Genomic DNA, 26,790 nt, shown 5'->3' with positions numbered 1-26,790 from the left:
AAAATTCGTTCGAAATAACCAAAACAACTTCAATTTGGGTTTGTGAAAATCAGTTTTTTATGATAGAATATTAAGGAATGTATGTCATTCGATAAACAAATTTAATGAGGTAAAAACATGGAAATCATGACCATTGCGATTGTTGTTTTTGCCGTCATCATTGGTTTAGTCATTGGATATGTCAGCATCTCAGCTAAGATGAAATCATCTCAAGAGGCTGCAGAGTTGATGCTTCTAAATGCTGAACAAGAAGCAACTAATTTACGAGGACAAGCTGAGCGCGAAGCGGATTTATTGCTAAATGAAGCCAAGAGCGAAAGCAAGTCTCTTAAAAAAGAAGCACTATTGGAGGCCAAAGAGGAAGCCAGAAAATACCGTGAAGAAGTGGACGCTGAATTTAAGTCAGAACGTCAGGAGCTCAAGCAAATTGAAAGTCGTTTGACGGAGAGAGCTACGAGCCTTGACCGTAAGGACGACAATTTGACGAACAAAGAAAAGACACTTGAACAAAAAGAACAAAGTATTTCTGATAGAGCAAAAAACCTTGATGCACGTGAAGAGCAATTAGAGGAAGTCGAAAGACAAAAAGAAGCTGAACTTGAACGTATCGGTTCCCTTTCCCAAACTGAGGCTCGAGATATTATCTTGGCTCAGACAGAGGAAAATTTGAGCAAGGAAATTGCTAGTCGCATTCGTGAGGCTGAGCAAGAGGTGAAGGAACGTTCAGACAAGATTGCGAAAGATATCTTGGTGCAGGCTATGCAGCGTATCGCTGGTGACTATGTAGCAGAGTCAACAAACTCGACAGTTCACCTGCCAGATGATACTATGAAGGGTCGCATTATCGGACGCGAAGGTCGAAATATTCGTACCTTTGAAGGTTTGACAGGGGTCGATGTGATTATCGACGATACACCGGAAGTGGTGACCTTGTCAGGATTTGATCCGATTCGTCGTGAGATTGCGCGCATGACCATGGAAATGTTGCTCAAGGATGGCCGTATCCACCCAGCTCGTATCGAGGAGTTGGTGGAGAAAAACCGTCAAGAGATTGATAATAAGATCCGTGAATACGGTGAGGCTGCTGCCTATGAGATTGGTGCGCCAAACCTTCATCCAGACTTAATGAAGATCATGGGACGCTTGCAGTTCCGTACATCATATGGACAAAATGTCTTGCGTCATTCGATTGAGGTTGCTAAGCTATCTGGTATCATCGCCAGTGAACTTGGTGAAAATGCAGCTCTTGCCCGTCGTGCTGGATTCCTTCACGATATTGGGAAAGCTATTGACCGCGAGGTTGAAGGTAGCCACGTTGAGATTGGTACGGAATTGGCTCGTAAGTATAAGGAACACCCAGTTGTGGTGAATACTATTGCTAGCCACCACGGCGATGTCGAAGCTGAAAGCGTCATTGCAGTGATCGTTGCTGCAGCAGATGCCTTGAGTGCAGCACGTCCAGGTGCTCGTAGCGAGTCTCTTGAAAGCTACATCAAGCGTCTCCATGATTTGGAAGAAATTGCCAATGGCTTTGAAGGAGTGCAAAATAGCTTTGCCCTTCAAGCAGGTCGTGAAATCCGTATCATGGTTAATCCAGGACAAATCAAGGACGACAAAGTCACAATCTTGGCTCACAAAGTTCGTGAGAAAATTGAAAACAATCTCGATTACCCAGGAAATATCAAGGTAACCGTGATCCGCGAACTTCGTGCAGTAGATTATGCAAAATAAATAAGAAAGAGCAGTTGAAATATTACTGCTTTTTTGTTACACTAGATAGAAAGACTGTAGAAGGATAACTGACATTATCATCAGTATCCGAGAGAAATTTCACTTTATTTCACAGACTAACTAAAGGAGACATAATGGCAGACCGAGGCTTGCTAATCGTTTTTTCTGGTCCTTCAGGAGTTGGGAAAGGAACGGTTAGAAGAGAGATTTTTGAGAGTTCTGAGAATCAATTTCAATACTCTGTATCGATGACGACGCGTGCGCAACGTCCTGGTGAAGTGGACGGGGTGGACTATTTCTTCCGTACTCGTGAAGAGTTTGAAGAGCTGATCCGTCAAGGTCAGATGTTGGAATATGCAGAATATGTCGGTAACTACTATGGAACTCCTCTGACCTATGTCAATGAAACTCTGGATAAGGGAATCGATGTCTTTCTTGAGATTGAAGTCCAAGGAGCCCTTCAGGTTAAGAAAAAGGTTCCAGATGCTGTCTTTATCTTTCTAACGCCACCAGATTTAGATGAATTGCAAGATCGTTTGGTAGGTCGTGGTACTGATAGCGCTGAAGTGATTGCCCAACGAATCGAAAAAGCCAAGGAAGAAATTGCTCTCATGCGTGAGTATGATTATGCCATTGTCAACGATCAGGTGCCCCTAGCTGCTGAGCGTGTCAAGCGTGTGATCGAAGCAGAACACTTCCGTGTGGACCGTGTCATTGGTCACTACCAGGAGATGTTGCCAAAATCTCCAACTACTCGATAAATTATAGGAAACAGGTACAAGCAAATGATGTTAAAACCCTCTATCGATACCTTGCTTGACAAGGTACCATCAAAATATTCACTCGTAATCTTGGAAGCAAAACGTGCCCATGAACTAGAAGCAGGTGCGCCAGCAACTCAAGAGTTTAAGTCTGAAAAATCAACTCTTCGCGCTTTAGAAGAAATCGAGTCTGGAAATGTAACCATTCACCCAGATCCAGAAGGAAAACGTGAAGCGGTTCGTCTCCGTATCGAAGAAGAAAAACGCCGCAGAGAAGAAGAAGAAAAGAAAATCAAAGAGCAAATCGCTAAAGAAAAAGAAGATGGTGAAAAAATTTAAGGTTGGGGGGACTCAATCTTATTTTTTCTATTACAAGAATGTAGTGACAAGAAGGAGGTGAGAAGATGGCGATCGCAAAAATTATAGTGGATGTTCCCCTGATGCAGACGGACCAGCCCTACAGCTACAAGGTCCCTGAGGAATTTGTAGAGATGCTAGAAGTCGGTATGCGGGTTCATGTCCCCTTCGGCAAAGGCAATCGTTTGATACAAGGGATTGTGTTGGGTTTGGAGTCCCAGTCGGATGAAGAAGTGGCTGATCAGGACTTGAAAGAGATTGCAGAGGTGCTAGACTTTTCTCCTGTCTTGACTCAAGAGCAACTCTGGCTAGCTGAGGAGCTACGAAAGTCCGTCTTTTCTTACAAAATCTCCATCCTAAAAGCCATGCTACCGGGATTTTTAAATTCCAGTTATGATAAGATTCTCTATCCTCTGGAAGGTTTGAGTCGGCAAGACAAAGAGCGCTTGTTTGGTTCAGAAGATTCGCTAGCCTTTTCTTCTCTAGATTTAGCCAAACAGGCAGAAATGATGCGCTTGACCAGAAAAGGGTTGCTCCGCTTAGAATACCAGGCAGTCGATCAGAAGAAGGTCAAGACCCAGTCTTGGTATGAGGTCCATGTCGAGCGATTAGAAGGAATTGAGATTTCTGCGCGTGCTAAGAAAAAGGCAGAGCTAAGAGACTATTTGCTTGCTCATGCGGAAAGTGCTCCTCTTGCTAGTTTGTTAGAGTCCTATTCGAGAGACCAAGTCAACTTTTTTGTGGAACAAGGAGCTCTAACCCTAGTTCAAAAGGAAGTGCAACGTTCATCTGCTTATTTCGAAGGCATTGAAGCAAGCACACCTTTGGAGCTGAACCCAGAGCAAAGACAGGCGCGTGATGCGGTTATCAGTGCTATTGGCAGTCAGCAACCTCCCTTCCTCCTTCAAGGGATTACAGGAAGTGGGAAGACCGAGGTTTACTTGCAGATTATCCAAGGAGCCTTGGACAAGGGCAAGACAGCCATTTTGCTGGTACCTGAGATTTCTCTGACACCTCAGATGACAGAGCGTTTTATTGCTCGTTTCGGCGAGAAAGTAGCCATCCTTCACTCTGGTTTATCTAATGGTGAAAAGTACGATGAATGGCGCAAGGTCGAGCGTGGAGATGCTCAAGTTGTGGTTGGCGCCAGATCAGCCATCTTTGCTCCGTTGAAGAATCTAGGTGTCATGATTATCGATGAAGAACATGAAGCTAGTTACAAGCAAGACAGCAATCCACGTTACCATGCTAGAGAGGTCGCTATTCTACGGGCCCAGTACAATCAAGCGGCCCTAGTCCTTGGCTCGGCGACACCGAGCTTAGAAAGCCGTGCGCGTGCTGGAAAAGGAGTCTATCAACATTTGATCTTGACACAGAGGGCGAATCCCTTAGCAAGGATACCTGAGGTTCAAGTGATTGACTTTCGGGACTTTATCGGACAAAATGACACATCAAACTTTACCCCTCCTTTGCTAGAAGCTATCCAAGACCGCCTAGATAAAAAAGAACAGGTAGTCCTCATGCTCAATCGCCGTGGCTATTCTAGCTTTGTTATGTGTCGGGAGTGTGGGACGGTGGATACTTGTCCCAACTGTGATATTTCTTTGACTCTCCACATGGATACTAAGACCATGAACTGCCATTACTGTGGCTTTTCTAAGGGAATTCCTCATGTCTGTCCCAACTGTCAGAGTCGCAGTATTCGTTACTATGGGACGGGGACTCAGAAAGCCTACGATGAGCTAGCAGAGCTCTTTCCTCAGGCCCGCATTCTGCGGATGGATGTGGATACGACCCGTAGAAAAGGTAGTCATCAAGTTCTTCTTGACCAGTTTGGGCGAGGGGAAGCGGATATCTTGCTGGGAACTCAGATGATTGCTAAGGGCTTGGATTTTCCCAATGTGACCCTAGTCGGAGTGCTCAATGCGGATACGGCCTTGAATTTACCTGATTTCCGTTCTTCTGAGAGAACCTTCCAACTCTTAACTCAGGTGGCTGGTCGGGCAGGTCGTGCGGAAAAGTCTGGGCAGGTCTTGATTCAGTCTTACAATCCGGAACACTATGCCATTCGTTTTGCAAAAGATCAGGACTATGAAGGTTTTTATGCCTATGAAATGAGTATCAGGCGCCAACTCGGCTATCCACCTTATTATTTCACGATTGGGATTACCCTCTCTCATAAGAAAGAAGAAGAGGTTGTCAAACGTGCCTATGAAGTCATGGGAATTTTGCGCTCAGGTTTATCGGAAACTAGTAAAATCCTTGGACCGACACCAAAACCCATTGCCCGCACCCACAACCTTTATCATTACCAGATTTTGATTAAATACCGTTTAGAAGATGAGCTGGGTCCAACCCTCAATCAGGTCTTGGCCTTGACTCAAGAACGGGAAAAGAGCGAGCTTCGTCTTAGTATTGACCATGAACCGCAACAATTTTTATAAGAAGGAGAAGAAATGACAAAACTAATCTTTATGGGGACACCTGATTTTTCAGCGACAGTTTTGAAGGGTTTGTTATCAGACGACCGTTACGAGATCCTAGCTGTTGTGACCCAGCCAGACCGCGCTGTCGGCCGAAAAAAAGTGATCCAAGAAACCCCAGTCAAGCAAGCAGCCAAAGAAGCAGGCCTTCCTATCTACCAGCCTGAAAAATTATCTGGAAGTCCAGAGATGGAAGCTATTATGAATCTAGGGGCGGATGCGATTGTGACCGCTGCTTTTGGACAATTTCTCCCAAGTAAACTCCTTGATAGCATGGATTTTGCGGTCAACGTTCACGCTTCCCTTCTTCCAAAACACCGTGGTGGCGCCCCCATTCATTATGCCTTGATTCAAGGGGATGAGGAAGCTGGTGTGACCATTATGGAGATGGTTAAGGAAATGGATGCAGGAGATATGATTTCTCGTCGCAGTATTCCTATCACAGATGAGGACAACGTTGGAACCTTGTTTGAGAAATTGGCGATTGTTGGTCGTGACTTGCTTTTGGATACGCTACCTGGCTACCTAGCAGGAGAAATCCAACCTGAACCACAAGATCCTAGTCAGGTCACTTTCTCGCCAAATATCAAGCCAGAGGAAGAGAAACTGGATTGGACTAAAACCAATCGTCAACTCTTCAACCAAATCCGTGGGATGAATCCTTGGCCTGTTGCCCATACTTTTCTCAAAGGCGACCGCTTTAAGATCTATGAAGCCCTACCAGTAGAAGGTCAGGGAAATCCAGGTGAGATCCTCTCTATTGGTAAGAAGGAATTGATCGTTGCAACGGCCGAAGGGGCTCTATCTCTCAAGCATGTGCAGCCAGCAGGTAAGCCTAAGATGGACATTGCTTCCTTCCTCAACGGAGTTGGACGGACATTGACTGTAGGAGAACGATTTGGTGACTAAAGTAGAAACAGCTAGAAGTCTAGCTCTAGCAGTGCTAGAGGATGTTTTGGTTAACCAAGCATACTCAAATATCGCTTTAAACAGACACCTCAAGGGGAGTCAACTCTCAGCAGCAGACAAGGGTTTGGTGACAGAGATTGTCTACGGAACGGTAGCCCGCAAACTCACCTTAGAATGGTATCTGTCCCACTTTATCGAAGACCGAGATAAGCTAGATAATTGGCTCTATATCCTGCTCCTTCTGAGCACCTACCAACTTCGGTATCTGGATAAGATTCCTAATCACGCTGTAGTCAATGAAGCGGTGGAAATAGCTAAATTCCGTAAAAAAGGCAGTGAAAAATTGGTCAACGCCGTCCTGCGCCGTATTTTGCGAGAAGGCTGGCCAGACATTGCAACTATCAAACGCAAAAATAAGCGTGATTCCATTGCCTATTCTCTCCCAGTTTGGCTAGTGTCTAAGCTCAAGGAAGAATACGGTGAAGAGCGAGCGCAAGCCATCTTTGAAAGTCTCTTGGTGCGAAACAAGGCCAGTATTCGGGTGACCGACTTGAGCCGAAAAGAGGAAATCAAAGCTTTGTTAGAGGCGGCTGATTCCCCTTTGGCAGCCACTGGTCTGGTCAAGGAGCAAGGCCACTTTGCAGGACATGATTTGTTCGCAGAAGGGGCCATTACCATCCAAGATGAGTCTAGTCAATTGGTTGCTCCAACCCTTCGTCTAAAAGGTGATGAGCAGGTGCTTGATGCCTGTGCCGCTCCTGGTGGGAAAACAGCCCATATGGCTTCTTACCTCACATCCGGTAAGGTTACAGCTTTAGACCTTTACGATCACAAGTTGGACTTGATCCAAGAAAATGCCCAACGTCTGGGTGTGGCAGATCGAGTACAAACGCAAAAATTGGACGCCAGAAAAGTTTATGAGTTCTTCGGTCGGGACTCCTTTGACAAGATTTTAGTAGATGCTCCTTGTTCTGGAATTGGTCTTTTGCGCCGCAAACCAGATATCAAATACAATAAAGAAACGGCGGATTTCGCATCATTACAGCAAATTCAGCTAGAAATACTAGGTAGTGTTTGTCAAACCTTACGAAAAGGTGGTATAATAACGTATAGTACCTGCACTATCGTCTCAGAGGAGAACTTTCACGTCGTTGAGGCATTTTTAGAAAGTCATCCTGAGTTCGAGCAGGTTAAACTAGAACATGAATGCAAGGATATTTTGAAGGACGGCTGTATCTTGATCACTCCTGAACTATACGGAAGTGATGGATTCTTTATCAGCCAACTCCGCAAGATATCAGATTAGGAAGGAACTGACACAATGGAAATAGCATTATTAACAGATGTTGGTCAGAAACGAACAAATAACCAAGACTATGTCAATCACTTTGTCAACCGAGCAGGACGCACCATGATCATCTTGGCTGACGGGATGGGAGGGCACCGGGCAGGAAATATCGCTAGTGAGATGGCGGTAACAGACCTAGGCGTGGCTTGGGTTGATACCCAAATTGACACGGTCAATGAAGTTCGTGAATGGTTTGCCCACTACCTAGAAACTGAAAATCAAAAAATTCATCAACTTGGTCGCGATGAGGCTTATAAAGGAATGGGGACAACCCTTGAAGCAGTAGCCATTATTGGAAATCAGGCCATCTATGCTCACATCGGAGATTCTCGTATTGGTTTGATTCGTGGTGAAGAGTATCATCAGTTGACGAGTGATCATTCCTTGGTTAATGCTTTGTTGAAAGCTGGCCAATTGACCCCAGAAGAAGCTGAAACACACCCACAGAAAAATATCATTACTCAATCTATCGGACAAAAAGATGAAATTCAACCAGATTTTGGTATGGTTAGCCTAGAGCCGGGAGACTATCTCTTGCTCAATAGTGATGGTTTGACCAATATGATTTCAGGTAGTGAGATTTACGATATTGTAACCAGTGATATTTCCTTGGAAGACAAGGTGGCAACCTTAATTCGTTTTGCCAACAATGCAGGTGGTTTAGACAATATTACAGTTGCCCTTGTTTACATGAACGAGGAGGCTATAGAATGATCCAAATCGGCAAAATTTTTGCCGGACGGTATCGGATTCTAAAACAGATTGGTCGAGGAGGCATGGCAGATGTCTATTTGGCCAAGGATTTGATCTTGGATGGGGAAGAGGTAGCTGTCAAGGTCCTGAGGACCAACTACCAAACTGACCCAATAGCTGTAGCGCGCTTTCAGAGAGAAGCGAGAGCTATGGCAGATCTAGACCATCCTCATATCGTTCGGATAACAGATATCGGTGAAGAAGACGGTCAACAATACCTAGCGATGGAGTATGTGGCTGGCCTTGACCTTAAACGATATATCAAAGAAAATTACCCTCTTTCAAATGAGGAAGCAGTTCGTATTATGGGACAGATTCTCTTGGCTATGCGTTTAGCACATGCTCGCGGAATCGTTCACAGAGATTTGAAACCTCAAAATATCCTTTTGACCCCAGATGGTACTGCCAAGGTCACGGACTTTGGGATTGCAGTAGCCTTTGCAGAGACCAGTCTGACTCAGACCAATTCTATGCTAGGATCTGTTCATTACCTGTCACCTGAGCAAGCGCGTGGCTCAAAAGCGACTTTCCAGAGTGATATCTATGCCATGGGGATTATTTTCTATGAAATGCTGACTGGTCATATCCCTTACGATGGGGATAGTGCGGTTACGATTGCTCTCCAGCATTTTCAAAAACCACTACCATCAGTCATTGCTGAAAATCCATCTGTACCTCAGGCTTTAGAAAATGTCGTTATCAAGGCAACCGCTAAGAAGCTATCGGATCGCTATCAGTCGGTTTCAGAAATGTATGTGGACTTGTCAACTAGCTTGTCCTATAATCGTCGAAATGAACCTAAACTGGTCTTTGATGATGCCAATAAGGCGGATACCAAAACCTTGCCAAAGGTTTCGCAAAGCACTCTAACTTCTATCCCTAAAACTCAGGTGCAAGAAGAACGCCCATCAGTAAGAAAACCAACTCAAGAAATTTCAAATCAGGCGTCTGTACAAAAGCCAGCTAAAAAACGGAAGTTTAAGGCTCGCTATATGATTATACTAGCTAGTCTATTGTTAGTTGCAGCTTCTCTCATTTGGATTTTTTCTAAAACTCCGGCAACGATTGCCATTCCTGACGTGGCTGGACAAACCGTTGCAGAGGCCAAAGAAACCCTTAAAAAGTCCAATTTTGAAGTAGGCGAGGAAAAATCAGAGGCCAGTGAGACGGTGGCTGAAGGCCGAGTCATTCGAACAGATCCAGAAGCTGGAAGTGGCCGAAAAGAGGGAAGCAAGGTAAATCTAATCGTTTCATCAGGCAAGCAATCCTTCCAGCTGAGTAACTATGTGGGACGTAAGTCCTCGGATGTTATTGCAGAACTCAAAGAGAAAAAGGTTCCGGAAAATCTCATCAAGATTGAGGAAGAGGAATCTAGCGAGGGCGAAGAGGGAACTGTTTTAAGGCAAACACCAGCTGCAGGAAGTACTTATGATTTGACCAAGGCAACCAGTATTGTTTTGACGGTTGCTAAGAAAGTGACCAGCGTTTCGATGCCAAGTTATATTGGATCAAGTCTCGAATTTACTAAGAACAATTTGATTCAAATTGTTGGTGTAAAAGAAGCTAATATCGAAGTTGTGGAAGTATCGACTGCTCCTGAAGGAACTACTGCAGGAACAGTTGTTAGTCAGGATCCTAAACCTGGTGAAAAGGTGGATCTTAATAAAACACGTATTAAGATTTCGATTTATAAACCGAAACCAGCTCCTTCATCATCCTCATCATCAAGTTCATCCCAACGTGAGAATCAAGGAACAGATACAACACCAACACAGGGAAACCATCAAGGTAATAACCCGTCCACTAATCCATCAAGTGGAGAGAGAACACAAGTTCCAACACAAGACTAGATGAATCTTTGTCATGATTTCATGACAAAGATTTTTTTATCACAAGATTTTGTGATAAAATATAGGGAGTAGAAAAAAGGAGGAGAAAATGGACGAATCGAGAGAGTTAAATGCCATCATTGATGTGATTATGTTAGCTGGAACCATTCTTTTGAAAAGTGGCTCAGAGATTCATCGGGTTGAGGATACCATGATCCGTATTGCCCATTCACAAGGAATTATGGATTGCAATGTACTTGCCATGCCCGCGGCTATTTTCTTTTCGATTGAAAACACCAATATTTCTCGGATGAAACGAGTGACGTCATCCTCCTATAACATCGAAAAAGTTTGTGATGTCAACCAAGTATCACGGGAGCTTGTGGGTGGCCAGATTGATCTCTCGACAGCCTTTAAAAAGCTCAAAGAAATCGGCAATCAAGCCCTTCCTTATACCAAGTTCCAAGTGACTGTAGCAGCGACTCTCAGTGCCCCTTTCTTCTCGATTATGTTTGGGGGCAATGTCTATGACGCTTTTGGCGCAGCTATTGCGACCTTATTTGGATTTGCCTTCTCTCTTTATGTAGAGAAGTTTGTCCGCATTCCTTTTGTAACGGCCTTTGCGGGTGCCTTTGTTTTCGGATTGATCGCCCAGTTCTGGGCCCGCTATACAGGCTTTCCTTCGACAGCAGACCTGATCATAGCAGGAGCGGTCATGCCCTTTGTTCCAGGGATTGCTCTGACAAATGCGGTACGGGATATCATGACCAACCATATCAACTCTGGTATGAGCAAGATGTTTGAATCTTTGCTCATTACCCTCGCTTTAGGGGCTGGCACCTCTGTCGCCCTGGTTTTGATGACATAAGATGACTCTAACAAGTATTTTACTCCAAGCAGTTGCGAGTTTGCTCGCCATTATCACCTTTTTAATTGTACTGAATGTTCAACGCTCCATGCTCCTACCTGGTGGTATTTTGGGAATGGGCGTTTGGCTCCTCTATCTCGTGCTCAAAGAACCAACCAATGTTATTATCGCGACCTTTATCGCAGCAGTAATTGGCTCTTGCATCAGCCAGATTTTAAGTATTGTCTATAAGACACCAGCGGTGGTCTTTGTCTTGGCCATTCTTGCCCCCTTGGTGCCGGGTTATCTATCCTATCGAACGACTGCTTTCTTTGTGACAGGCGATTACAGTCATGCCCTTGCCAGTGCGACTTTGGTGGTTATGTTGGCTCTGGTCATTTCTATCGGGATGGCTAGTGGAACTGTGATTTTAAAGATTTATTACTACATTCGAAAACAGAGAGGAATCTCCTCCTAAGGCTGTCAAAGAAAAGGCTTGATTTGGTGAATCAAGTCTTTTTTCTCTCTTTTACCCTTATTTGTGATAAAATAGAATGAAACGATTTTTTACAATGAATGAAAATACAGAGGTAAATATGACAATCGGTATTGATAAGATTGGTTTTGCAACCAGTCAATATGTCTTGAAATTACAAGACCTAGCAGAAGCAAGGGGAGTTGACCCCGAAAAATTTAGCAAGGGACTCTTGTTAAATGAAATTAGCATTGCACCACTGACTGAGGATATTGTTACCTTGGCTGCTAGTGCCAGCAACTCTATCCTCACAGATAAAGAAAAAGAAGAAATCGACATGGTCATTGTTGCGACTGAGTCAGGAATTGACCAGAGTAAGGCGGCAGCGGTCTTTGTTCATGGTCTATTAGGTATCCAGCCTTTCGCCCGTAGCTTTGAAATCAAGGAAGCCTGCTATGGAGCAACAGCTGCCCTCCATTATGCCAAGTTACATGTGGAAAATTCTCCAGAATCAAAAGTCCTAGTCATTGCCAGTGATATTGCCAAGTATGGTGTGGGGACTCCGGGTGAGCCCACCCAGGGAGTTGGAAGTGTAGCGATGCTAATCACAAAAAATCCGCGCATTATGGCCTTTAACAATGATAATGTTGCTCAAACTCGTGACATCATGGATTTCTGGCGACCAAACTACTCAACGACTCCTTATGTCAATGGTGTTTATTCAACCCAGCAGTATCTGGATAGTCTCACGACGACTTGGGATGAATACAAGAAGCGCTACGATTGGACCATAGGTGATTTTGCAGCCATCTGTTTCCACTTACCTTATCCTAAGCTGGCCCTAAAAGGCTTGCGCAAGATGATGGACAAGACTCTATCTCAAGAAAAACAGGATAGTTTGCAAGAAAACTTTGACAAATCAATTCTCTACAGTCAGATGATTGGGAATATCTATACAGGTTCCCTCTTCCTCGGACTCCTCTCCCTTTTGGAAAATGCAGATAATTTGAAGGCTGGCGATAAAATTGCCCTCTACAGTTACGGAAGTGGAGCTGTTTCAGAGTTCTTTAGTGGTGAATTGGTCGAAGGCTATGAGGCTTACCTTGATAAGGATCGCTTGAGCAAACTCAAACAACGTACAGCATTGTCTGTTGCAGACTATGAAAAAGTCTTCTTCGAAGAGGTGCAGTTGGATGAATCTGGTTCAGCCCAATTTGCAGCTTATGAACATCAAGACTATGCCTTGGTTGAAATTGTCGACCACCAACGCCGTTATAGCAAGGTTGAAAAATAATGAAGATAAGTTGGAATGGATTTTCTAAAAAATCATACCAAGAGCGCCTGGAGTTGTTGCGAGCTCAGGCGCTCCTTAGTCCTGAAAAGCAAACCAGTCTGGAGCAGGATGAACAGGTCAGTTTGGCAGTTGCAGACCAGCTGAGTGAGAATGTAGTGGGAACTTTTTCTCTGCCTTATTCGATCATTCCAGAGCTTGTGGTGAATGGTCAGGGCTACACAGTTCCCTATGTGACAGAAGAACCGTCTGTGGTTGCTGCGGCTAGCTATGCTAGTAAAATCATCAAGCGAGCAGGTGGCTTTACTGCTCAAGTACATGAGCGCCAGATGATTGGTCAGGTAGCCCTTTATCAAGTTGCTGAACCTGAAAAAGCGCAAGAGAAGATTGCCAACAAGAAAGCGGAGCTCTTGGAACTTGCCAATCAAGCCTATCCTTCTATCGTCAAACGTGGTGGCGGGGCGCGTGATTTGCATGTAGAGCAGATCAAAGGTGAAACAGACTTTCTCGTTGTCTATCTCCATGTCGATACCCAGGAAGCTATGGGAGCCAATATGCTCAACACCATGCTGGAAGCCTTGAAGGCAGTCTTAGAAGAACTCAGTCAAGGACAGAGTCTCATGGGAATTTTGTCCAACTACGCAACCGATTCTCTGGTGACTGCAAGTTGTCGTATCGCCTTTCGCTACTTGAGTCCCCAAAGGGACCAAGGACGAGAAATTGCGGAGAAAATAGCCTTGGCTAGCCAGCTTGCGCAGGCTGATCCTTACCGAGCAGCTACTCATAATAAAGGGATTTTTAACGGTATCGATGCCATTTTAATCGCCACGGGTAATGACTGGCGTGCCATCGAAGCTGGGGCCCATGCCTTTGCCAGTCGAGATGGACGCTATCAAGGTCTCAGTCAATGGACGCTGGACATGGAAAGAGAAGAATTGGTCGGTGAGATGACACTACCCATGCCGGTAGCGACCAAGGGTGGCTCAATCGGACTCAACCCACGTGTAGCCCTCAGTCATGAACTACTGGGAAATCCTTCAGCTAAGGAATTAGCTCAGATTATCGTGTCCATCGGTCTTGCCCAAAACTTTGCGGCCCTCAAAGCCTTGGTCAGTACGGGCATCCAGCAAGGCCACATGAAATTACAGGCCAAATCCTTAGCTCTCCTAGCAGGTGCTAGTGAGTCCGAGGTAGCTCCCCTCGTTGAGCGCCTCATCGCAGATAAAACCTTTAACTTAGAGACAGCCCAGCGCTATCTGAAAAGTTTACGATCATAAAAAACTCAGACGAATTCGTCTGAGTTTTCTTGTGTTTATACTCAATGAAAATCCAAAAGCAAACTAGGAAACTAGCCGCAGGCTGCTCAAAACACTGTTTTGAGGTTGCAGATGGAAGCTGACATGGTTTAAAGAGATTTTCGAAGAGTATTAAATACTTTTTCCTGGTAATAGGGTGACGGGTAAGAAGTAACCAGTTGTCGCTACTTCCTTGCCTTCAATCTTCTGCAAGAGGAGATCGACAGTGAGTTGGGCAATCTCTTTCATAGGTTGCTTAATCGTTGTCAGGTGAGGATAGTAGTTCTCGATAAAGTAAGTTCCATCATAGCCGATGACCTTGAGCTCATCAGGAACAGAAATTCCCAGCTCTTGAGCGATTTTGATCACTAGAATAGCTGTCAAATCATCCGAAGCAAAAATCGCATCTGGTTTCTGATGGGTCAAGATATTCTTGATTTCCATTTCTTTTCGGACGGGAGAAAAGTCACTCGAAACATTGATAATAGGCGCTTTTGGGAGTACAGAGGCAAATCCAGCATGGCGCAGTCCAGTCGGTGAGTTGGAATTGTCATTTCCTGTAATCATGATGATAGACCGAGCGCCTGTCTTGACCAAGGTTTGGGCTGCGAGGACCCCGCCACCGTAGTTATCAGAGGAGACGACAGGGATGTCTGGAGACAAGTTTCGGTCAAAGGAAATGATCGGTGCTGTCACACGATTGTAGTCTTCGATTCCCAAGTTGTGACTTCCAGAAATGATACCATCGACCTGGTTGGCCTCCAGCATTTCAATGTACTCCCGTTCTTTTTCAGAGTCATGTTCGCTGTTACAGATGATGGTCTTGTAGCCATTCTTGAAGAGTTGGTGTTCCAACTTGTCAATCAACTCCGCATAAAAGACATGACTGATGTTTGGAAAAATAAGTCCAATCAACTTGGCAGATTTTCCTTGGAGGCTTCGAGCCAGATTGTTGGGTTTGTAGCCCAATTCTCGCATGGCTTCATTAACCTTTTGGATGGTTTTCTCAGATAGATAACCCTTTTTATTGATGACCCGTGAGACGGTAGTGGGGCTGACGCCTGCAAGTTTTGCGACATCAGTTAGTTTTGCGACCATAATCTAATTCATAGTAAGTTCCAGTTGGGTTTCCAGACTTGATCAGGATACCATTTTGGTCTGCATGTGGGAAGACACGACCAGAAAATACTTTTTCTCCTTTATTGATGAAAATTTCAAAGACTGACTTGTCGATGAAGATAGTGGCAGTAGTAGCTTGGTTATCGATAGGGCAAGAACGAGTCGTACCAAATTCTTGGGCGTACTGTTCACCAGCCTGACTACGATCCACTGTCACCTGTCCATTGACAAGGTCAAAGTTGATTGAAAGCCCCTTGCCTTCTTTATCAGCAAGTAAGACAATCTCGCTTTGGCTATTGGCCTCCAAGTTGAGCTCGAGTTCATAGGTGTTATTGGTTTGAGTACGATTTGAGAAGACCTCTTCAGAAGCACGAAGTTCTTTGACGGCTGCGACAGGATATTGGTAGAGTTTGCCATCTTTGATAGTGAGTTCTTTGACCAATGAGAAGGTTCCTTGGTGGTCAAAACGGTCAGATGGGTAAGAAACATCTGGTAACCCAAGCCAACTTACTGCTAGTGCACGTCCATCTGGAGCGTTGAATGCTTGAGTTGCATAGGCTTCAAAGCCATAGTCTAGATTTTGCAATGGAGACACATCTACCATTTCGGCATTTTCAGGATCAAAGGAAGCACCGATTTTGTACATGTTTGGATAGATATTATCATAGTCTAGAACACCCTTATCCAATCCTTGTGGACAGTAGAGAAGGACAGGGTGCTCCCCTACAAAGACTAGATTTGGACATTCCATCATGTAGGCAGTGCGGTCATTAGCAAAGTCAAGGTCGCCAACTGCTTGCCAGTTTGTGTAATCATTGTCCACAGCCTTGTAGAGACGGACGAAGCCTTTTTTCTCTAAGTCCTGTCCACCGACGATAGCATAATATTGTCCCTTAAAGTTGAAAATTTGTGGGTCACGGAAGTGGTCAGTAGAGTCTGCTGGCTGGTCAATCAAGATCTTGTCAATCTTTGTAATCTTGCCATCCTTGTCCATCAAAGCGCCAATCTGGTATGGGTGACGGATCCAGTTTTCATCACGGACATTTCCTGTATAGAATAGGAACAACTGATCGCCAAACTGCATGGCAGAACCAGAGTAGGCACCGTGGCTATCAAATGGAGTATCTGGCAAAACTTTGACTCCAGTTTCTGTAAAGTGCACCAAATCATCACTTTCAAGCTGCACCCAAGACTTCAACCCATGGGCTGCACCAAAGGGGAAGTTCTGGTAAAAGAGAATCCATTTGCCATCAAAATAAGAAAAGCCATTTGGATCATTGAGAAGCCCCATTTTAGGCTCAACATGGTAACGAGTATGCCAAGGAGATTGTGCCATCTTTTCCTTGATTTGCTTGACTTCATCATTTGTCCAGTCTTCGTAGCGTCTGTAACGACGCTCAGTTGTCCATTCCATTTTATCTTTCCTCCATAAGTTCTATTCTATTATTAATAGTAAACGTTTTCGGCAAAAAAAGCAAGCCTTTTATGTTAAAAAAGAGAAAAATATGTCAAACGATTGCCAAAAATCAAGTAAAGGAAATCTGGCAAATTTTCACGAAAATATGAAAGAAAATGTAAATAAAAACCTTTATTCCTCAAGTATAAAGATATTTTTTTGAGGAAAAAGAGAATTTCCCTCAAAAACGAGCAAAAATAATCAGAGAAAAAAGAAAGGGTTTAAAAATTTCTGCAAAACGCTTGACATATTTTTGAAAGATGATAAAATAATACTCGTAGGGCGAGTAAAATCGCTTTCAAATAAGAACAAATTTTTTTATAAGGAGATTTTTGCAAATGACCAATACAGAAATTGCAAAAAAAGTCATCGAAGCCTTAGGTGGACGTGAGAACGTTAACAGTGTTGCGCACTGTGCGACTCGCCTCCGTGTGATGGTTAAAGATGAAGCGAAAATTAACAAAGATGCTATCGAGAACTTGGAAAAAGTTCAAGGTGCTTTCTTTAACTCAGGTCAATACCAAATCATCTTTGGTACTGGTACAGTAAACAAGATGTACGATGAAGTCGTAGCTCTTGGGTTGCCAACATCTTCTAAAGAAGATATGAAAGCAGAAGCTGCAAAACAAGGAAATTGGTTCCAACGTGCCATCCGTACTTTCGGTGACGTCTTCGTTCCAATCATTCCAGTTATCGTAGCAACTGGTCTCTTCATGGGTGTGCGTGGTCTCTTGACTGCTCTTGGAATGACACTTCCAGAAGATGTGACAACTTATACTCAGATCTTGACAGACACTGCCTTTATTATCTTGCCAGGTTTGGTTGTTTGGTCAACTTTCCGTGTATTCGGTGGTAACCCAGCTGTTGGTATCGTTCTTGGTATGATGCTCGTTTCTGATTCACTTCCAAATGCCTGGGCTGTTGCGTCTGGTGGTGAAGTAACTGCAATGCAGTTCTTCGGATTTATCCCAGTTGTAGGTTTGCAAGGTTCAGTTCTTCCAGCCTTCATCATCGGGGTTGTCGGAGCTAAGTTTGAAAAAGCAGTTCGTAAGGTTGTTCCAGATGTCTTGGATCTCTTGGTGACGCCATTCGTGACACTTTTGGTGATGTCTATCCTTGGACTCTTTGTCATCGGACCAGTCTTCCATGTTGTTGAGAACTACATCCTTATCGGTACAAAAGCGATTCTTGGCTTGCCATTTGGTCTTGGTGGTTTCTTGATTGGTGGGGTTCACCAATTGATTGTCGTATCAGGTGTACACCACATCTTCAACTTGCTTGAAGTGCAATTGCTTGCTGCCGATCATGCCAACCCATTCAACGCCATTATCACTGCAGCTATGACAGCTCAAGGGGCTGCAACTGTTGCCGTTGGTGTTAAAACGAAGAATCCTAAACTGAAAACACTTGCTTTCCCAGCTGCTCTTTCTGCCTTCCTCGGTATTACAGAGCCTGCTATCTTCGGGGTGAACTTGCGTTTCCGTAAACCATTCTTCCTTTCATTGATTGCTGGTGCTATCGGTGGTGGACTGGCTTCAATCCTTGGTCTTGCTGGTACTGGTAATGGTATCACCATCATCCCTGGTACAATGTTGTACATTGGTAACGGTCAATTATTCCAATACATCCTTATGGTAGCTGTATCATTCGTTCTTGGTTTTGCACTTACTTACATGTTTGGTTACGAGGACGAAGAAGAAGTTGCTAGTGAAGTAGCGACAGAACGTTTGGTTCAAGAAGAAACAACTGGTAACATTCCAGTAGCTCCTCAAAATGAAACAATCCAAACTCCAATCGTTGGGGACGTAGTTGCCCTTGAGAATGTTGATGACCCAGTCTTTTCAAGTGGTGCAATGGGACAAGGGATTGCAGTGAAACCAAGCCAAGGCGTGGTTTACGCACCAGCTGATGCAGAAGTATCAATCGCCTTTGCTACAGGACATGCTTACGGTTTGAAGACAGCAAACGGAGCTGAAATCTTGATCCACGTTGGTATCGACACGGTGACTATGAACGGTGAAGGCTTTGAACAAAAAGTTGCTCAAGGCGACAAGGTCAAAGCTGGTGATGTTCTCGGAACCTTTGACTCAAACAAAATCGCTGCTGCAGGTCTTGACGACACAACAATGGTTATCGTAACCAACACAGCAGACTACGCTTCTGTGACACCAGTCGCAAGCGGTTCAGTTGTCAAGGGTGACGCTATCATCGAAGTGAAAGCCTAGTCCTCTTCGAAAATCAGATTTAAAAATAAAACGAACAAATATTATGTTTGTTCGTTTTTACTTGGATGGTAAGATTTACAGAGGAAAATCTAAAATATTGAGAAATCTAGCCCTTTAAAATGTGCTATAATAGAGAAAACAAAGATAAGAGGTTTATCATGACAAAATTATATGGAAGCTTAGAAGCGGGCGGTACAAAGTTTGTCTGTGCTGTCGGTGATGAAAACTTTAATGTTGTGGAAAAAACACAATTTCCAACAACAACTCCTATCGAGACTATCGATAAAACCATCGAGTTCTTTTCAAAATTCGATAATCTTGCTGGTCTTGCTGTCGGTTCATTTGGTCCGATCGATATCGACAAAAACTCAAAAACCTATGGCTTTATCACAACGACTCCAAAACCTCACTGGGCAAATGTAGACCTACTTGGGGCTCTCCGTCGTGCCCTCAACGTACCCATGTATTTCACCACAGACGTAAATAGCTCTGCCTATGGTGAAGTCGTTGCCCGTAACAATGCTGGTGGCCGTATCGAAAACTTGGTTTACTACACGATCGGTACAGGGATCGGTGCAGGTGTTATCCAACGTGGTGAGTTTATCGGTGGTGTCGGTCACCCTGAGATGGGTCACTACTATGTGGCTAAACACCCAATGGATGTAGAAAAAGAATTTAACGGTGTTTGCCCTTTCCACAAGGGCTGTTTGGAAGGCTTTGCGGCTGGACCAAGTCTAGAAGCTCGTACAGGTGTTCGTGGCGAAAACATCGAACTCAACAGCTCTGTCTGGGATGTTCAAGCCTACTATATCGCTCAGGCTGCGGTCAATGCTACTGTGACTTTCCGCCCAGACGTCATCGTCTTTGGTGGTGGGGTTATGGCCCAACAACACATGCTGGACCGTGTACGTGAGAAATTCACTGCTCTTCTAAATGGTTACCTACCAGTACCAGACGTGCGTGACTATATCGTGACTCCAGCAGTCGCAGGCAATGGTTCTGCCACACTTGGGAACTTTGTCCTTGCTAAGAGTGTCGCAAAATAAAACAAAGAAAATATCCGCTTGGGCAACCAAACGGATGTTTTGTTTGAAGACAATTTTTTTGAGCCTTTCCTTAAGTGATTATGGACGGTAGCGACTTTCTTCGAAATTCCATATCGAAACTTTGAGCCTACTGTCTCAAAGTTTCCCAACACCTGAAACCATGAGATTTCAGGTGTTTTTATCACGGCGGAAAGGCTAGGTTAGTCCTCGATTCACTATCGAAAAGTTGGCATGATTTCCATACCAAAGTATATTTAGTATCAGGCTATTTTCTATTATCAAAACATCTGCCAGAAGAAATCAATAATATAGGTCAAACCATAAGTATAAACCACTAGGGTAAAGGGCTTGGTCAGAATGATGATAATCATATAGCGCTTGAAGGTCATCTTGGTCAGGGCAGCCAGCATACAGAGAAAGTCAGCTGGACTGACAGGCCAGATCATCATAAAGATAAAGAACCGCTCGAAACGATTGCCCTTATCTAGCCAACCGATATACTTGTCATAGGTGCGCTTGCTGACGACGGACTGGACAAAGGCAGCTCCATAGAGACGCACCAGGTAAAAGATAATGGCACAGCCAATCACGATGCCGATATAGTTATAGATGGTTCCGATGATGTGGCCGTAAATAAAGACCCCAGCCACTGAGGTCAAAGCTCCCGGAATGATCGGAACGACGGTTTGTAGGATCTGTAAAAAGATAAAGAGTGGTGGCCCCCAAACCCCAGCTTGCTGGATAAAGGCTGATAGGGTTTCCTTGGACTGTAAAACACCTGCTTGATAGGCCCAAATACAGAAAATCAAGGTGCCGACTCCCCCGACGATAGATGAGATATTGATGACTTGCTGTAGAAGGGGAGAAACAGCTTTCATTTGCTTATCCTGTGACATGTAAACTCCTCATAGATAGTATGATACTACTATATCATATTTTGGGAAGAAAAACTATCTGGATTATCTGACTGGTGAAATAAGTATGGTAAAATGAGAATAAGAAAGTGACGGTATAGAATGAGGGGTATCATGTTAGATTTAAACTTTAAAGGAAGCTGGCGCCAATATCAAAAACAGGTCTTGGATCGTTTTCAGGACTATCAAGCAGACGGTCATGTTCATCTAGTGGCTGCCCCAGGGTCTGGAAAGACCACCATTGGTATCGAGCTAATCGCTCGTTTTGGCAACCCAGCCCTCATCTTAGTTCCGACTGTCACCATTCGTGAACAATGGGTGGAGAGGATTCAAACAGCCTTTTTAGAGAACGAACAGAAGATTTCAGACCTCGTTTCCCAAAACTTAAAGGAGATGAGGCCCCTAACGATTGTGACCTATCAGGCTTTTCATAGTGCCATAAACCAATTACAATCACAAGAAGATGGTGAAGCAGAGGATTTCGTGGGGTTTGATTTGCTTGCAAGTCTAAGAGCTCAGAAAGTTGCGACTCTTTGCTTGGATGAATGCCACCATCTGCGCAATGAATGGTGGAAAAGTCTGGAAGCCTTTCGCAAGCAGTATGAACAGCTGCAAGTCATCTCCCTGACAGCCACACCACCATATGACAGCGAGCCAGAACTCTGGGAACGCTATATCCGAATGTGCGGGGAGATCGATCAAGAAATCACGGTACCCGAACTAGTCAAGGAAGACACTCTTTGCCCTCATCAGGATTTTGTCTATGTGTGTTCACCAACAGCTGAAGAGTCGGAACGTCTCAAGCGGTTTGAGGAGACTAAGTGGGACTATATTCATCACCTTATAGTTGATCCTGATTTTCAAACATTTGTAGTAGGTTCTAAGGTCCTCAAAGGGGATATTTCATCTGATTTTCTCTTAGAAGATCCCAAGTATTTGTCCGCTATGTTGATTTATATGCATTCTCAGGGATTAACGATTCCTTCCTCTTTGCAAAATTTACTGGGGACTCAGAAGCTTCCACCGTTGACCTCCTACTGGTTGGAGATACTATTGCAGAGCATGCTCTATCAGACACCAGATTGGTATGAGGATCTAGATGGATATAGGAAAAAGTTAGAGGCTGACTTGAAGGCGCGCGGGTTGGTGGAAAAACGTCAGGTTTATCTGGTTAAGTCTAAGGCTTCTGATCAGCTTTTAACTCAATCTCTGGGGAAATTGTCTGCCATCGCCGATATCTTCTGGACAGAGTATGAAAGTCTAGGTCAGGAACTGAGACAGTTAGTACTAGCTGACTATATTCGCAAGGATTTTGCTACTTATCTGGGAGATGATCAGGCGACCATTTCTCAGTTGGGGGTTCTCCCTTATTTTGAAAGCATTCGTCGAAAAGCTCAGGAGCAAGAGATACTGGTGTCTTTGGCTGTCTTGTCAGGTAGTGTCATTATTTTGCCTACCGATGTGGCATCAGAGTTGAAGGAGCTCTTGCCTCAGGTTCCTCTTAGTTTCTCATCTATTGGTCACTTAGATCAAAAAGATTATGTGCAGGTTGGTTTTCCAAGCTCAGCTAAGGGAATCGTAGCGACAGTGACGGAGCTTTTTCAACGAGGGCGGATTCAAGTCCTAGTCGGAACCAAATCTCTCCTCGGAGAGGGTTGGGATGCTCCTTGTGTTAATTCCCTAATCCTCGGAAGCTTTGTGGGGAGCTTTATGCTGAGTAACCAGATGCGCGGGCGTGCCATTCGTATCTGGCCGGGACATGCAGAAAAGACCAGTAACATCTGGCATCTGGTAGCCGTTCAAGCGCAAGCACTTATCACTCTTCCTGGTGAGGAGCCTAGACCAGAGAGCAATCAAGATCTGCAGACCTTGTCGAGACGGATGGAGCATTTTCTTGGATTGGCTTATAATCAGGAGAGTATTGAGACCGGTTTGGATCGCTTGGATTTTCCAAAGCCCCCTTTTAAGAAAAAGCAAATTAGTGAGTACAATGAGCGAGTTAAGAGTCTCTCCAAGGATCGAGCAGACTTGAGAAAAAAATGGCAGGAAGCTCTTGTCGTAGCGGATCAGTTCGAGATAGTTACAGAAGTCGCAACCCCCAAAAAGAAAATCCCAGTCATGCTCTTGCTTGATGCATTAAAATGGGTCCGCATGTCATTGCTCTTGTTAGCAGTGGATTTGTTGGTTTTGCTATTTAGAATGAGACTGATCGGTGTTTGGTGGCTTACGGCAGCCTGTCTCCTCTTTTTTGCCTTTGCATCTTGGCGTTACCTCTGCTATAAGAGTCCCTATAAACGATTGCAGTCTCTGGGTGAGCAGATCCGAAAGGCTCTGCTAGATTTGGGGCACCTAACGGACGATCAATCCTGTGTTCGGGTAGAGGAGGATAAGGAAAATTATATGATTTTTGCCTATCTCAAGGGAGGAAGCATGAGAGACAAGGAGTTGTTTGCTCAGACTGTGGGAGAGTTCTTTGCTCCAGTGGACAACCAGCGCTATCTCTTGAAGGCGGAGAAAGTCCGAGAAGGCCAGTCACCTTACTATGCTGTTCCTAGTCTTTTTGACAAGCGTAAGGAAGAAGCACAGAAATTCCTTGACTTTCTGATGCCAACTATTGGACGTTATCACCTCGTCTACACACGGACAGAGGCTGGACGGAAAATCCTTCTTGAAGCTCGTATCCAAGCTCTCTCTAACAAAAACGACCGTATCTTGACTAAGAAGAAGGTTAAAAGCCGGTTGGAGTAGGGGAGGTAGCTATTCGAAGTTTCGAAGACATAGACCTCCTAAAGTTTAGATGTATTCTAATCTTCGAATGATAAGAAATACATAAATTTATGAGTATTCTAAGCTTCGAATAGTCTATATGAGAAAGTTTTGAGGTCTTCGAACTTTCGAATAGCCGTCTTTCCTAAAGTTTATATGTATTCTAAAGCTAGAAAAGTTAAAATCTAAAAATAATAAGAGTCTCTATCTGATAGATGGGATGTGTGTCCAGTCAGATAGGGATTTTCTGTTTCTGAAATGATTGATTTATCCTGTAAAAGTAAGAAATATACTGAAAAAGTGCTGTTGGGATGATAAAGTAGACAGTTGAGCGGAAGTGGGACAAATCTTTTAAAGTAACTGTTAGAATGGATTTGTCAACTTAAAGAAAGAATTCCTTATTTAATGGAAATAGAAAGGTTATCAATATGATAAAAACATTTACCATCCGCCCGCTAAGCTACACCAATTTTACCAACCGTGAGTTTGAAAGTCTCATGGTAGATACGGGTCAACTACTAGAAGTCTTTGCCAAGACACATAAGGACGAGCCTATGTATGGCAGGCATCTCGATTCCTTCAAGAGCAAGCTAGCAGACTTTCAAGGCAAACTAGCTATTGTAGAAAAGAAAGAGGCGACGAACCTGACCGAAGTCGATCGCAATCGTGATAGTGCCCTAGTCGGTCTCTTTACTCTTCATCGAGGATTTGCTAAGATCAAGGAGACCAAACTCAAAGAAGCCCATGAGACCTTGAAACCAGTCTTTGCAAAGTACAAGGATATCACCAAGCATAGCAATGATGTGGAAACGGCAGAAATCAAGAGTCTGCTCAAAACTCTAAGCGAAGAACCCTACCAGACAGCAGTGACCAGTCTAGGACTGACACCTATGCTGACGGCAGTGATCAGTGCGCAGGAAGACTATGATCAGGTGGAAAGTCAGGCGCGTGCGCATAAGTCTGCCAAGGAAGTTGGCAAGACCAGACAAGTCCGTACCGAATTAACTAGTATCTACGACCTCTTTATGCGCTATACCGCAGCCAGTGCAGAAGCCTATCCTGAAAAGGAACACCTAACCAAACTCCTTAAAGACCTCAATACAATCCGAGATAGTAAACGACGATTGACTGGTTCAGGTAAGAAGGATAAGAAAGTTAAAGTAGAAGAAACTACACAAGTAGCAGGATAAAAACAAACGTCTTTAGATATATTATTATCTAAAGGCGTTTTTTGGTGGATTCGTGATATAATTTTTATAAAAGTAGGCGCTATGAAATATTTTGTTTTTTAGAAAGAAATACTATGGATGATAGATTTATTACATTAAAGCACATTGATACTTCAGTAGCAGCTAAAAATGTTGCTAAATTACTTGAAGAAAATAAAAATTATTTCTTAAATGGGAACTGGGGTTCTGGAAAAACAGAATTTCTAGTTGAAGTTGGTAAGAATACTAATAAAAAATTAGTTACGATAGACTTTTGGAGATTAAGCGATAACCGCTCAACGATTGAAATTGTTTTTTCAAAATTACACCCGTTTGTATATAGCTTTTTAAGGATTTTCATAGTTTTATGTGTCGCAGTTTCTATCTTAATGACTAATGTAGTTGATTTGGGTTTAAGTTCTTTTTTTGAATCTTTTTGTGTTAAATTAATTATTGGGAGTATTGTTTTATTAGTAGCAATCTATCAATTTTTTAAAATCAAATCAGATGGTTTTTACAGTTGTTTACTAACTTCTAAATGTCTGTCATTATCTCGGAAAGTATTAGTTATTGATGATTTTGATCGAATGTCTAACAAACAACAAGAGGAGAGTTATAAAATTTTTAGCTTGCTTAATGGCAAGATTCCAATTGTTTTTGTTGGAGATATTGAGAAAGTGCATCTTAACGACAATAATTTTCTTTCTAAAATAATTGATAGAAGGATAGAGCTACCATTTGTTCTTCACCCATCAAATATTTGGCAAGATTATTTTGAGTTGTTAAGTAAAAAACTCAATACGAGTTTGTCAGATGATTTTTGGAGAAGGTTTAGCTTTGAAAACAGAAACTTGCGAGATCGTAATCATTTTAATGACTATGTCAATCAAGAATTCTTTTCAAGGGAGAAGTTTGAACATGTTCAAGAAGAACAGCAACTTTGGATTATCTATGCTTATCTTTTTTATCCTGAATTATATAAACAACTATTAAAGAACGAAGAAATAAAAGTTAAGGATGATGAAGAAACAAGTTTTACAGAGATTTTCAAGTTTGGACGAAGCATACAGGAAATATTATCTGACATTCAGCAATCAGACCATAACCAATATCCACCGAACTATAAAAAGAATAAACCAGCCTATTTTCTCTATGAAGAACCTCTAAATCATACAAAAGAGGAATTTAATACATTACTTGAAACAGACAGTAATGAATTATCCAGAGAACTAAGAGGGGCAAACTATAACAAAGATTTTTATCAATATCTCTCAAGCGAATATAAATCTTTTTCTGAAATTCAGAAAGCTAAACTACTACGTATTACTATACAGGAATCTCTGAAATCTTATAATAGCTCTGCAATGGACTATATTGTTGAAGAAAAATTGAATGAAGAAATCCCTAGATATGAGAGAAATACTCCTTTAAGCAAGGAAACAATAGCTAGGATTGTAAATTTTTGGGAAACTATTCTTAGAAAAGAAGGTTTAGACCAGTCTGAAATCATTTATTTTATGGAAAAGCATAGAGTACTTAGCTTCCATGATTTGGGACTTCACTATACAAAATTAGAGATTAATAATGAAAATTTTGCCAAGCTAAATCGGAAAGATTTCTTCCTATTGACCTATCTAAGTGCGGTTAATAAATTTGGGCAATTTAAGACTTGGGATAGTAGTATATGGCATGCAATAGATAGTTTTGGAGATAAGGAATTTTTGTCATTTTGGAAATTTCAAAGCATTCTTTCTAGTGATGATAATTATTTTGATTTTGATATTGTTTCATCAAATAAGACCTATATTCTTTGGGTTGCTAGATATGAATTTGAACCTCCACATAAATTGGAGAATTATATGGAGGATGTTATTGAAAAGATTCGTCCGAAACTTGAGCAGCTGAAATCAAAAGGATTTACGTTTGTAGAAAAAATAGATGGAGAACATAGACGTAGAGATTAGGATTTTAAAATTT

At 43.1% G+C, this 26,790-nt stretch carries 20 protein-coding genes; 17 read left to right on the top strand and 3 right to left on the bottom strand.

The window, feature by feature from the left end; translation table 11 throughout:
• Window positions 1-117 precede the first annotated feature (117 nt).
• The 12 genes from DF216_RS05215 (at window position 118) to DF216_RS05160 (ending at window position 14,061) form a co-directional block, all read left to right on the top strand.
• Window positions 118-1,731, top strand: coding sequence for a ribonuclease Y (locus DF216_RS05215; RefSeq protein WP_125827583.1), 1,614 nt, complete (start codon window positions 118-120; stop codon window positions 1,729-1,731).
• Window positions 1,732-1,865: 134 nt separating this feature from the next.
• Window positions 1,866-2,492: a guanylate kinase gene (gene gmk / locus DF216_RS05210; RefSeq protein ID WP_000775041.1), complete on the top strand. Its 627-nt coding sequence runs from the start codon at window positions 1,866-1,868 to the stop codon at window positions 2,490-2,492.
• 24 nt (window positions 2,493-2,516) lie between these two features.
• Window positions 2,517-2,831 carry a DNA-directed RNA polymerase subunit omega gene (gene rpoZ / locus DF216_RS05205; RefSeq protein WP_002875802.1) on the top strand — a complete coding sequence of 105 codons (315 nt, stop codon included), beginning with the start codon at window positions 2,517-2,519 and terminating at the stop codon, window positions 2,829-2,831.
• Window positions 2,832-2,896: 65 nt separating this feature from the next.
• On the top strand, window positions 2,897-5,293 hold the full coding sequence (locus tag DF216_RS05200) for a primosomal protein N' (protein ID WP_129326187.1): 2,397 nt from the start codon (window positions 2,897-2,899) through the stop codon (window positions 5,291-5,293).
• A gap of 12 nt (window positions 5,294-5,305) precedes the next feature.
• Window positions 5,306-6,241: a methionyl-tRNA formyltransferase gene (gene fmt, locus DF216_RS05195; RefSeq protein ID WP_129326186.1), complete on the top strand. Its 936-nt coding sequence runs from the start codon at window positions 5,306-5,308 to the stop codon at window positions 6,239-6,241.
• A complete protein-coding gene (rsmB, locus tag DF216_RS05190; protein ID WP_164979005.1) occupies window positions 6,234-7,547 on the top strand; it encodes a 16S rRNA (cytosine(967)-C(5))-methyltransferase RsmB in 1,314 nt (437 codons plus the stop codon). Before fmt ends, rsmB begins: the two co-directional genes overlap by 8 nt.
• 15 nt (window positions 7,548-7,562) lie before the next feature.
• Complete coding sequence (locus DF216_RS05185; RefSeq protein ID WP_125827579.1) at window positions 7,563-8,303, top strand: Stp1/IreP family PP2C-type Ser/Thr phosphatase; 741 nt, start codon at window positions 7,563-7,565, stop codon at window positions 8,301-8,303.
• Entirely contained in the window at window positions 8,300-10,192 is a 1,893-nt protein-coding gene (gene pknB, locus DF216_RS05180; RefSeq protein ID WP_129326184.1) for a Stk1 family PASTA domain-containing Ser/Thr kinase, read from the top strand. The genes DF216_RS05185 and pknB overlap by 4 nt, the downstream gene beginning before the upstream one ends.
• Window positions 10,193-10,280: 88 nt before the next feature.
• A complete protein-coding gene (locus tag DF216_RS05175) occupies window positions 10,281-11,039 on the top strand; it encodes a threonine/serine exporter family protein (protein WP_125827577.1) in 759 nt (252 codons plus the stop codon).
• Window position 11,040: 1 nt separating this feature from the next.
• Window positions 11,041-11,496: a threonine/serine exporter family protein gene (locus DF216_RS05170; protein WP_125827576.1), complete on the top strand. Its 456-nt coding sequence runs from the start codon at window positions 11,041-11,043 to the stop codon at window positions 11,494-11,496.
• A 118-nt stretch (window positions 11,497-11,614) separates the two neighbouring features.
• Complete coding sequence (locus tag DF216_RS05165) at window positions 11,615-12,787, top strand: hydroxymethylglutaryl-CoA synthase (RefSeq protein WP_129326183.1); 1,173 nt, start codon at window positions 11,615-11,617, stop codon at window positions 12,785-12,787.
• Window positions 12,787-14,061 (top strand): hydroxymethylglutaryl-CoA reductase, degradative, encoded by a 1,275-nt coding sequence (locus DF216_RS05160; protein WP_129326182.1) that lies wholly within the window; start codon window positions 12,787-12,789, stop codon window positions 14,059-14,061. Before DF216_RS05165 ends, DF216_RS05160 begins: the two co-directional genes overlap by 1 nt.
• A 150-nt stretch (window positions 14,062-14,211) precedes the next feature.
• On the opposite strand, the gene DF216_RS05155 is transcribed toward DF216_RS05160, so the two are convergent.
• Together DF216_RS05155 and DF216_RS05150 are read right to left on the bottom strand one after the other, a co-directional pair.
• The gene (locus DF216_RS05155; protein ID WP_049484301.1) at window positions 14,212-15,177 is read right to left on the bottom strand and encodes a LacI family DNA-binding transcriptional regulator; all 966 of its coding nucleotides are present in this window, start codon (window positions 15,175-15,177) and stop codon (window positions 14,212-14,214) included.
• On the bottom strand, window positions 15,158-16,612 hold the full coding sequence (locus tag DF216_RS05150) for a sucrose-6-phosphate hydrolase (protein ID WP_044021231.1): 1,455 nt from the start codon (window positions 16,610-16,612) through the stop codon (window positions 15,158-15,160). Before DF216_RS05150 ends, DF216_RS05155 begins: the two co-directional genes overlap by 20 nt.
• A gap of 380 nt (window positions 16,613-16,992) precedes the next feature.
• Between DF216_RS05150 and DF216_RS05145 the strand changes: the two genes are divergently transcribed.
• Both DF216_RS05145 and scrK read left to right on the top strand, forming a co-directional pair.
• Window positions 16,993-18,879 carry a sucrose-specific PTS transporter subunit IIBC gene (locus DF216_RS05145; RefSeq protein WP_044021230.1) on the top strand — a complete coding sequence of 629 codons (1,887 nt, stop codon included), beginning with the start codon at window positions 16,993-16,995 and terminating at the stop codon, window positions 18,877-18,879.
• A 158-nt stretch (window positions 18,880-19,037) separates the two neighbouring features.
• Window positions 19,038-19,925 (top strand): fructokinase ScrK, encoded by an 888-nt coding sequence (scrK, locus tag DF216_RS05140; RefSeq protein ID WP_000164292.1) that lies wholly within the window; start codon window positions 19,038-19,040, stop codon window positions 19,923-19,925.
• 278 nt (window positions 19,926-20,203) lie between these two features.
• Here the strand turns inward: scrK and DF216_RS05135 are convergent, their stop codons facing one another.
• The gene (locus tag DF216_RS05135) at window positions 20,204-20,821 is read right to left on the bottom strand and encodes a TVP38/TMEM64 family protein (RefSeq protein WP_000076176.1); all 618 of its coding nucleotides are present in this window, start codon (window positions 20,819-20,821) and stop codon (window positions 20,204-20,206) included.
• A gap of 132 nt (window positions 20,822-20,953) precedes the next feature.
• Between DF216_RS05135 and DF216_RS05130 the strand changes: the two genes are divergently transcribed.
• The 3 genes from DF216_RS05130 to DF216_RS05120 all read left to right on the top strand — a co-directional run bounded on the left by DF216_RS05130 (window position 20,954) and on the right by DF216_RS05120 (window position 26,777).
• Window positions 20,954-23,587, top strand: a complete 2,634-nt coding sequence (locus tag DF216_RS05130; RefSeq protein ID WP_129326181.1) for a DEAD/DEAH box helicase family protein — start codon at window positions 20,954-20,956, stop codon at window positions 23,585-23,587.
• Between the two features lie 446 nt (window positions 23,588-24,033).
• Complete coding sequence (locus tag DF216_RS10825) at window positions 24,034-24,795, top strand: DUF6261 family protein (protein ID WP_061454293.1); 762 nt, start codon at window positions 24,034-24,036, stop codon at window positions 24,793-24,795.
• Between the two features lie 113 nt (window positions 24,796-24,908).
• A complete protein-coding gene (locus tag DF216_RS05120) occupies window positions 24,909-26,777 on the top strand; it encodes a P-loop NTPase fold protein (protein ID WP_129326180.1) in 1,869 nt (622 codons plus the stop codon).
• Window positions 26,778-26,790: the final 13 nt, after the last annotated feature.

This window comes from Streptococcus oralis, assembly GCF_004127215.1.
In the GTDB taxonomy this organism is placed as follows: domain Bacteria; phylum Bacillota; class Bacilli; order Lactobacillales; family Streptococcaceae; genus Streptococcus; species Streptococcus oralis_BD.
Note: the sequence above shows the minus strand (reverse complement) of the source record. Positions and strands in the feature narration are given on the sequence as shown.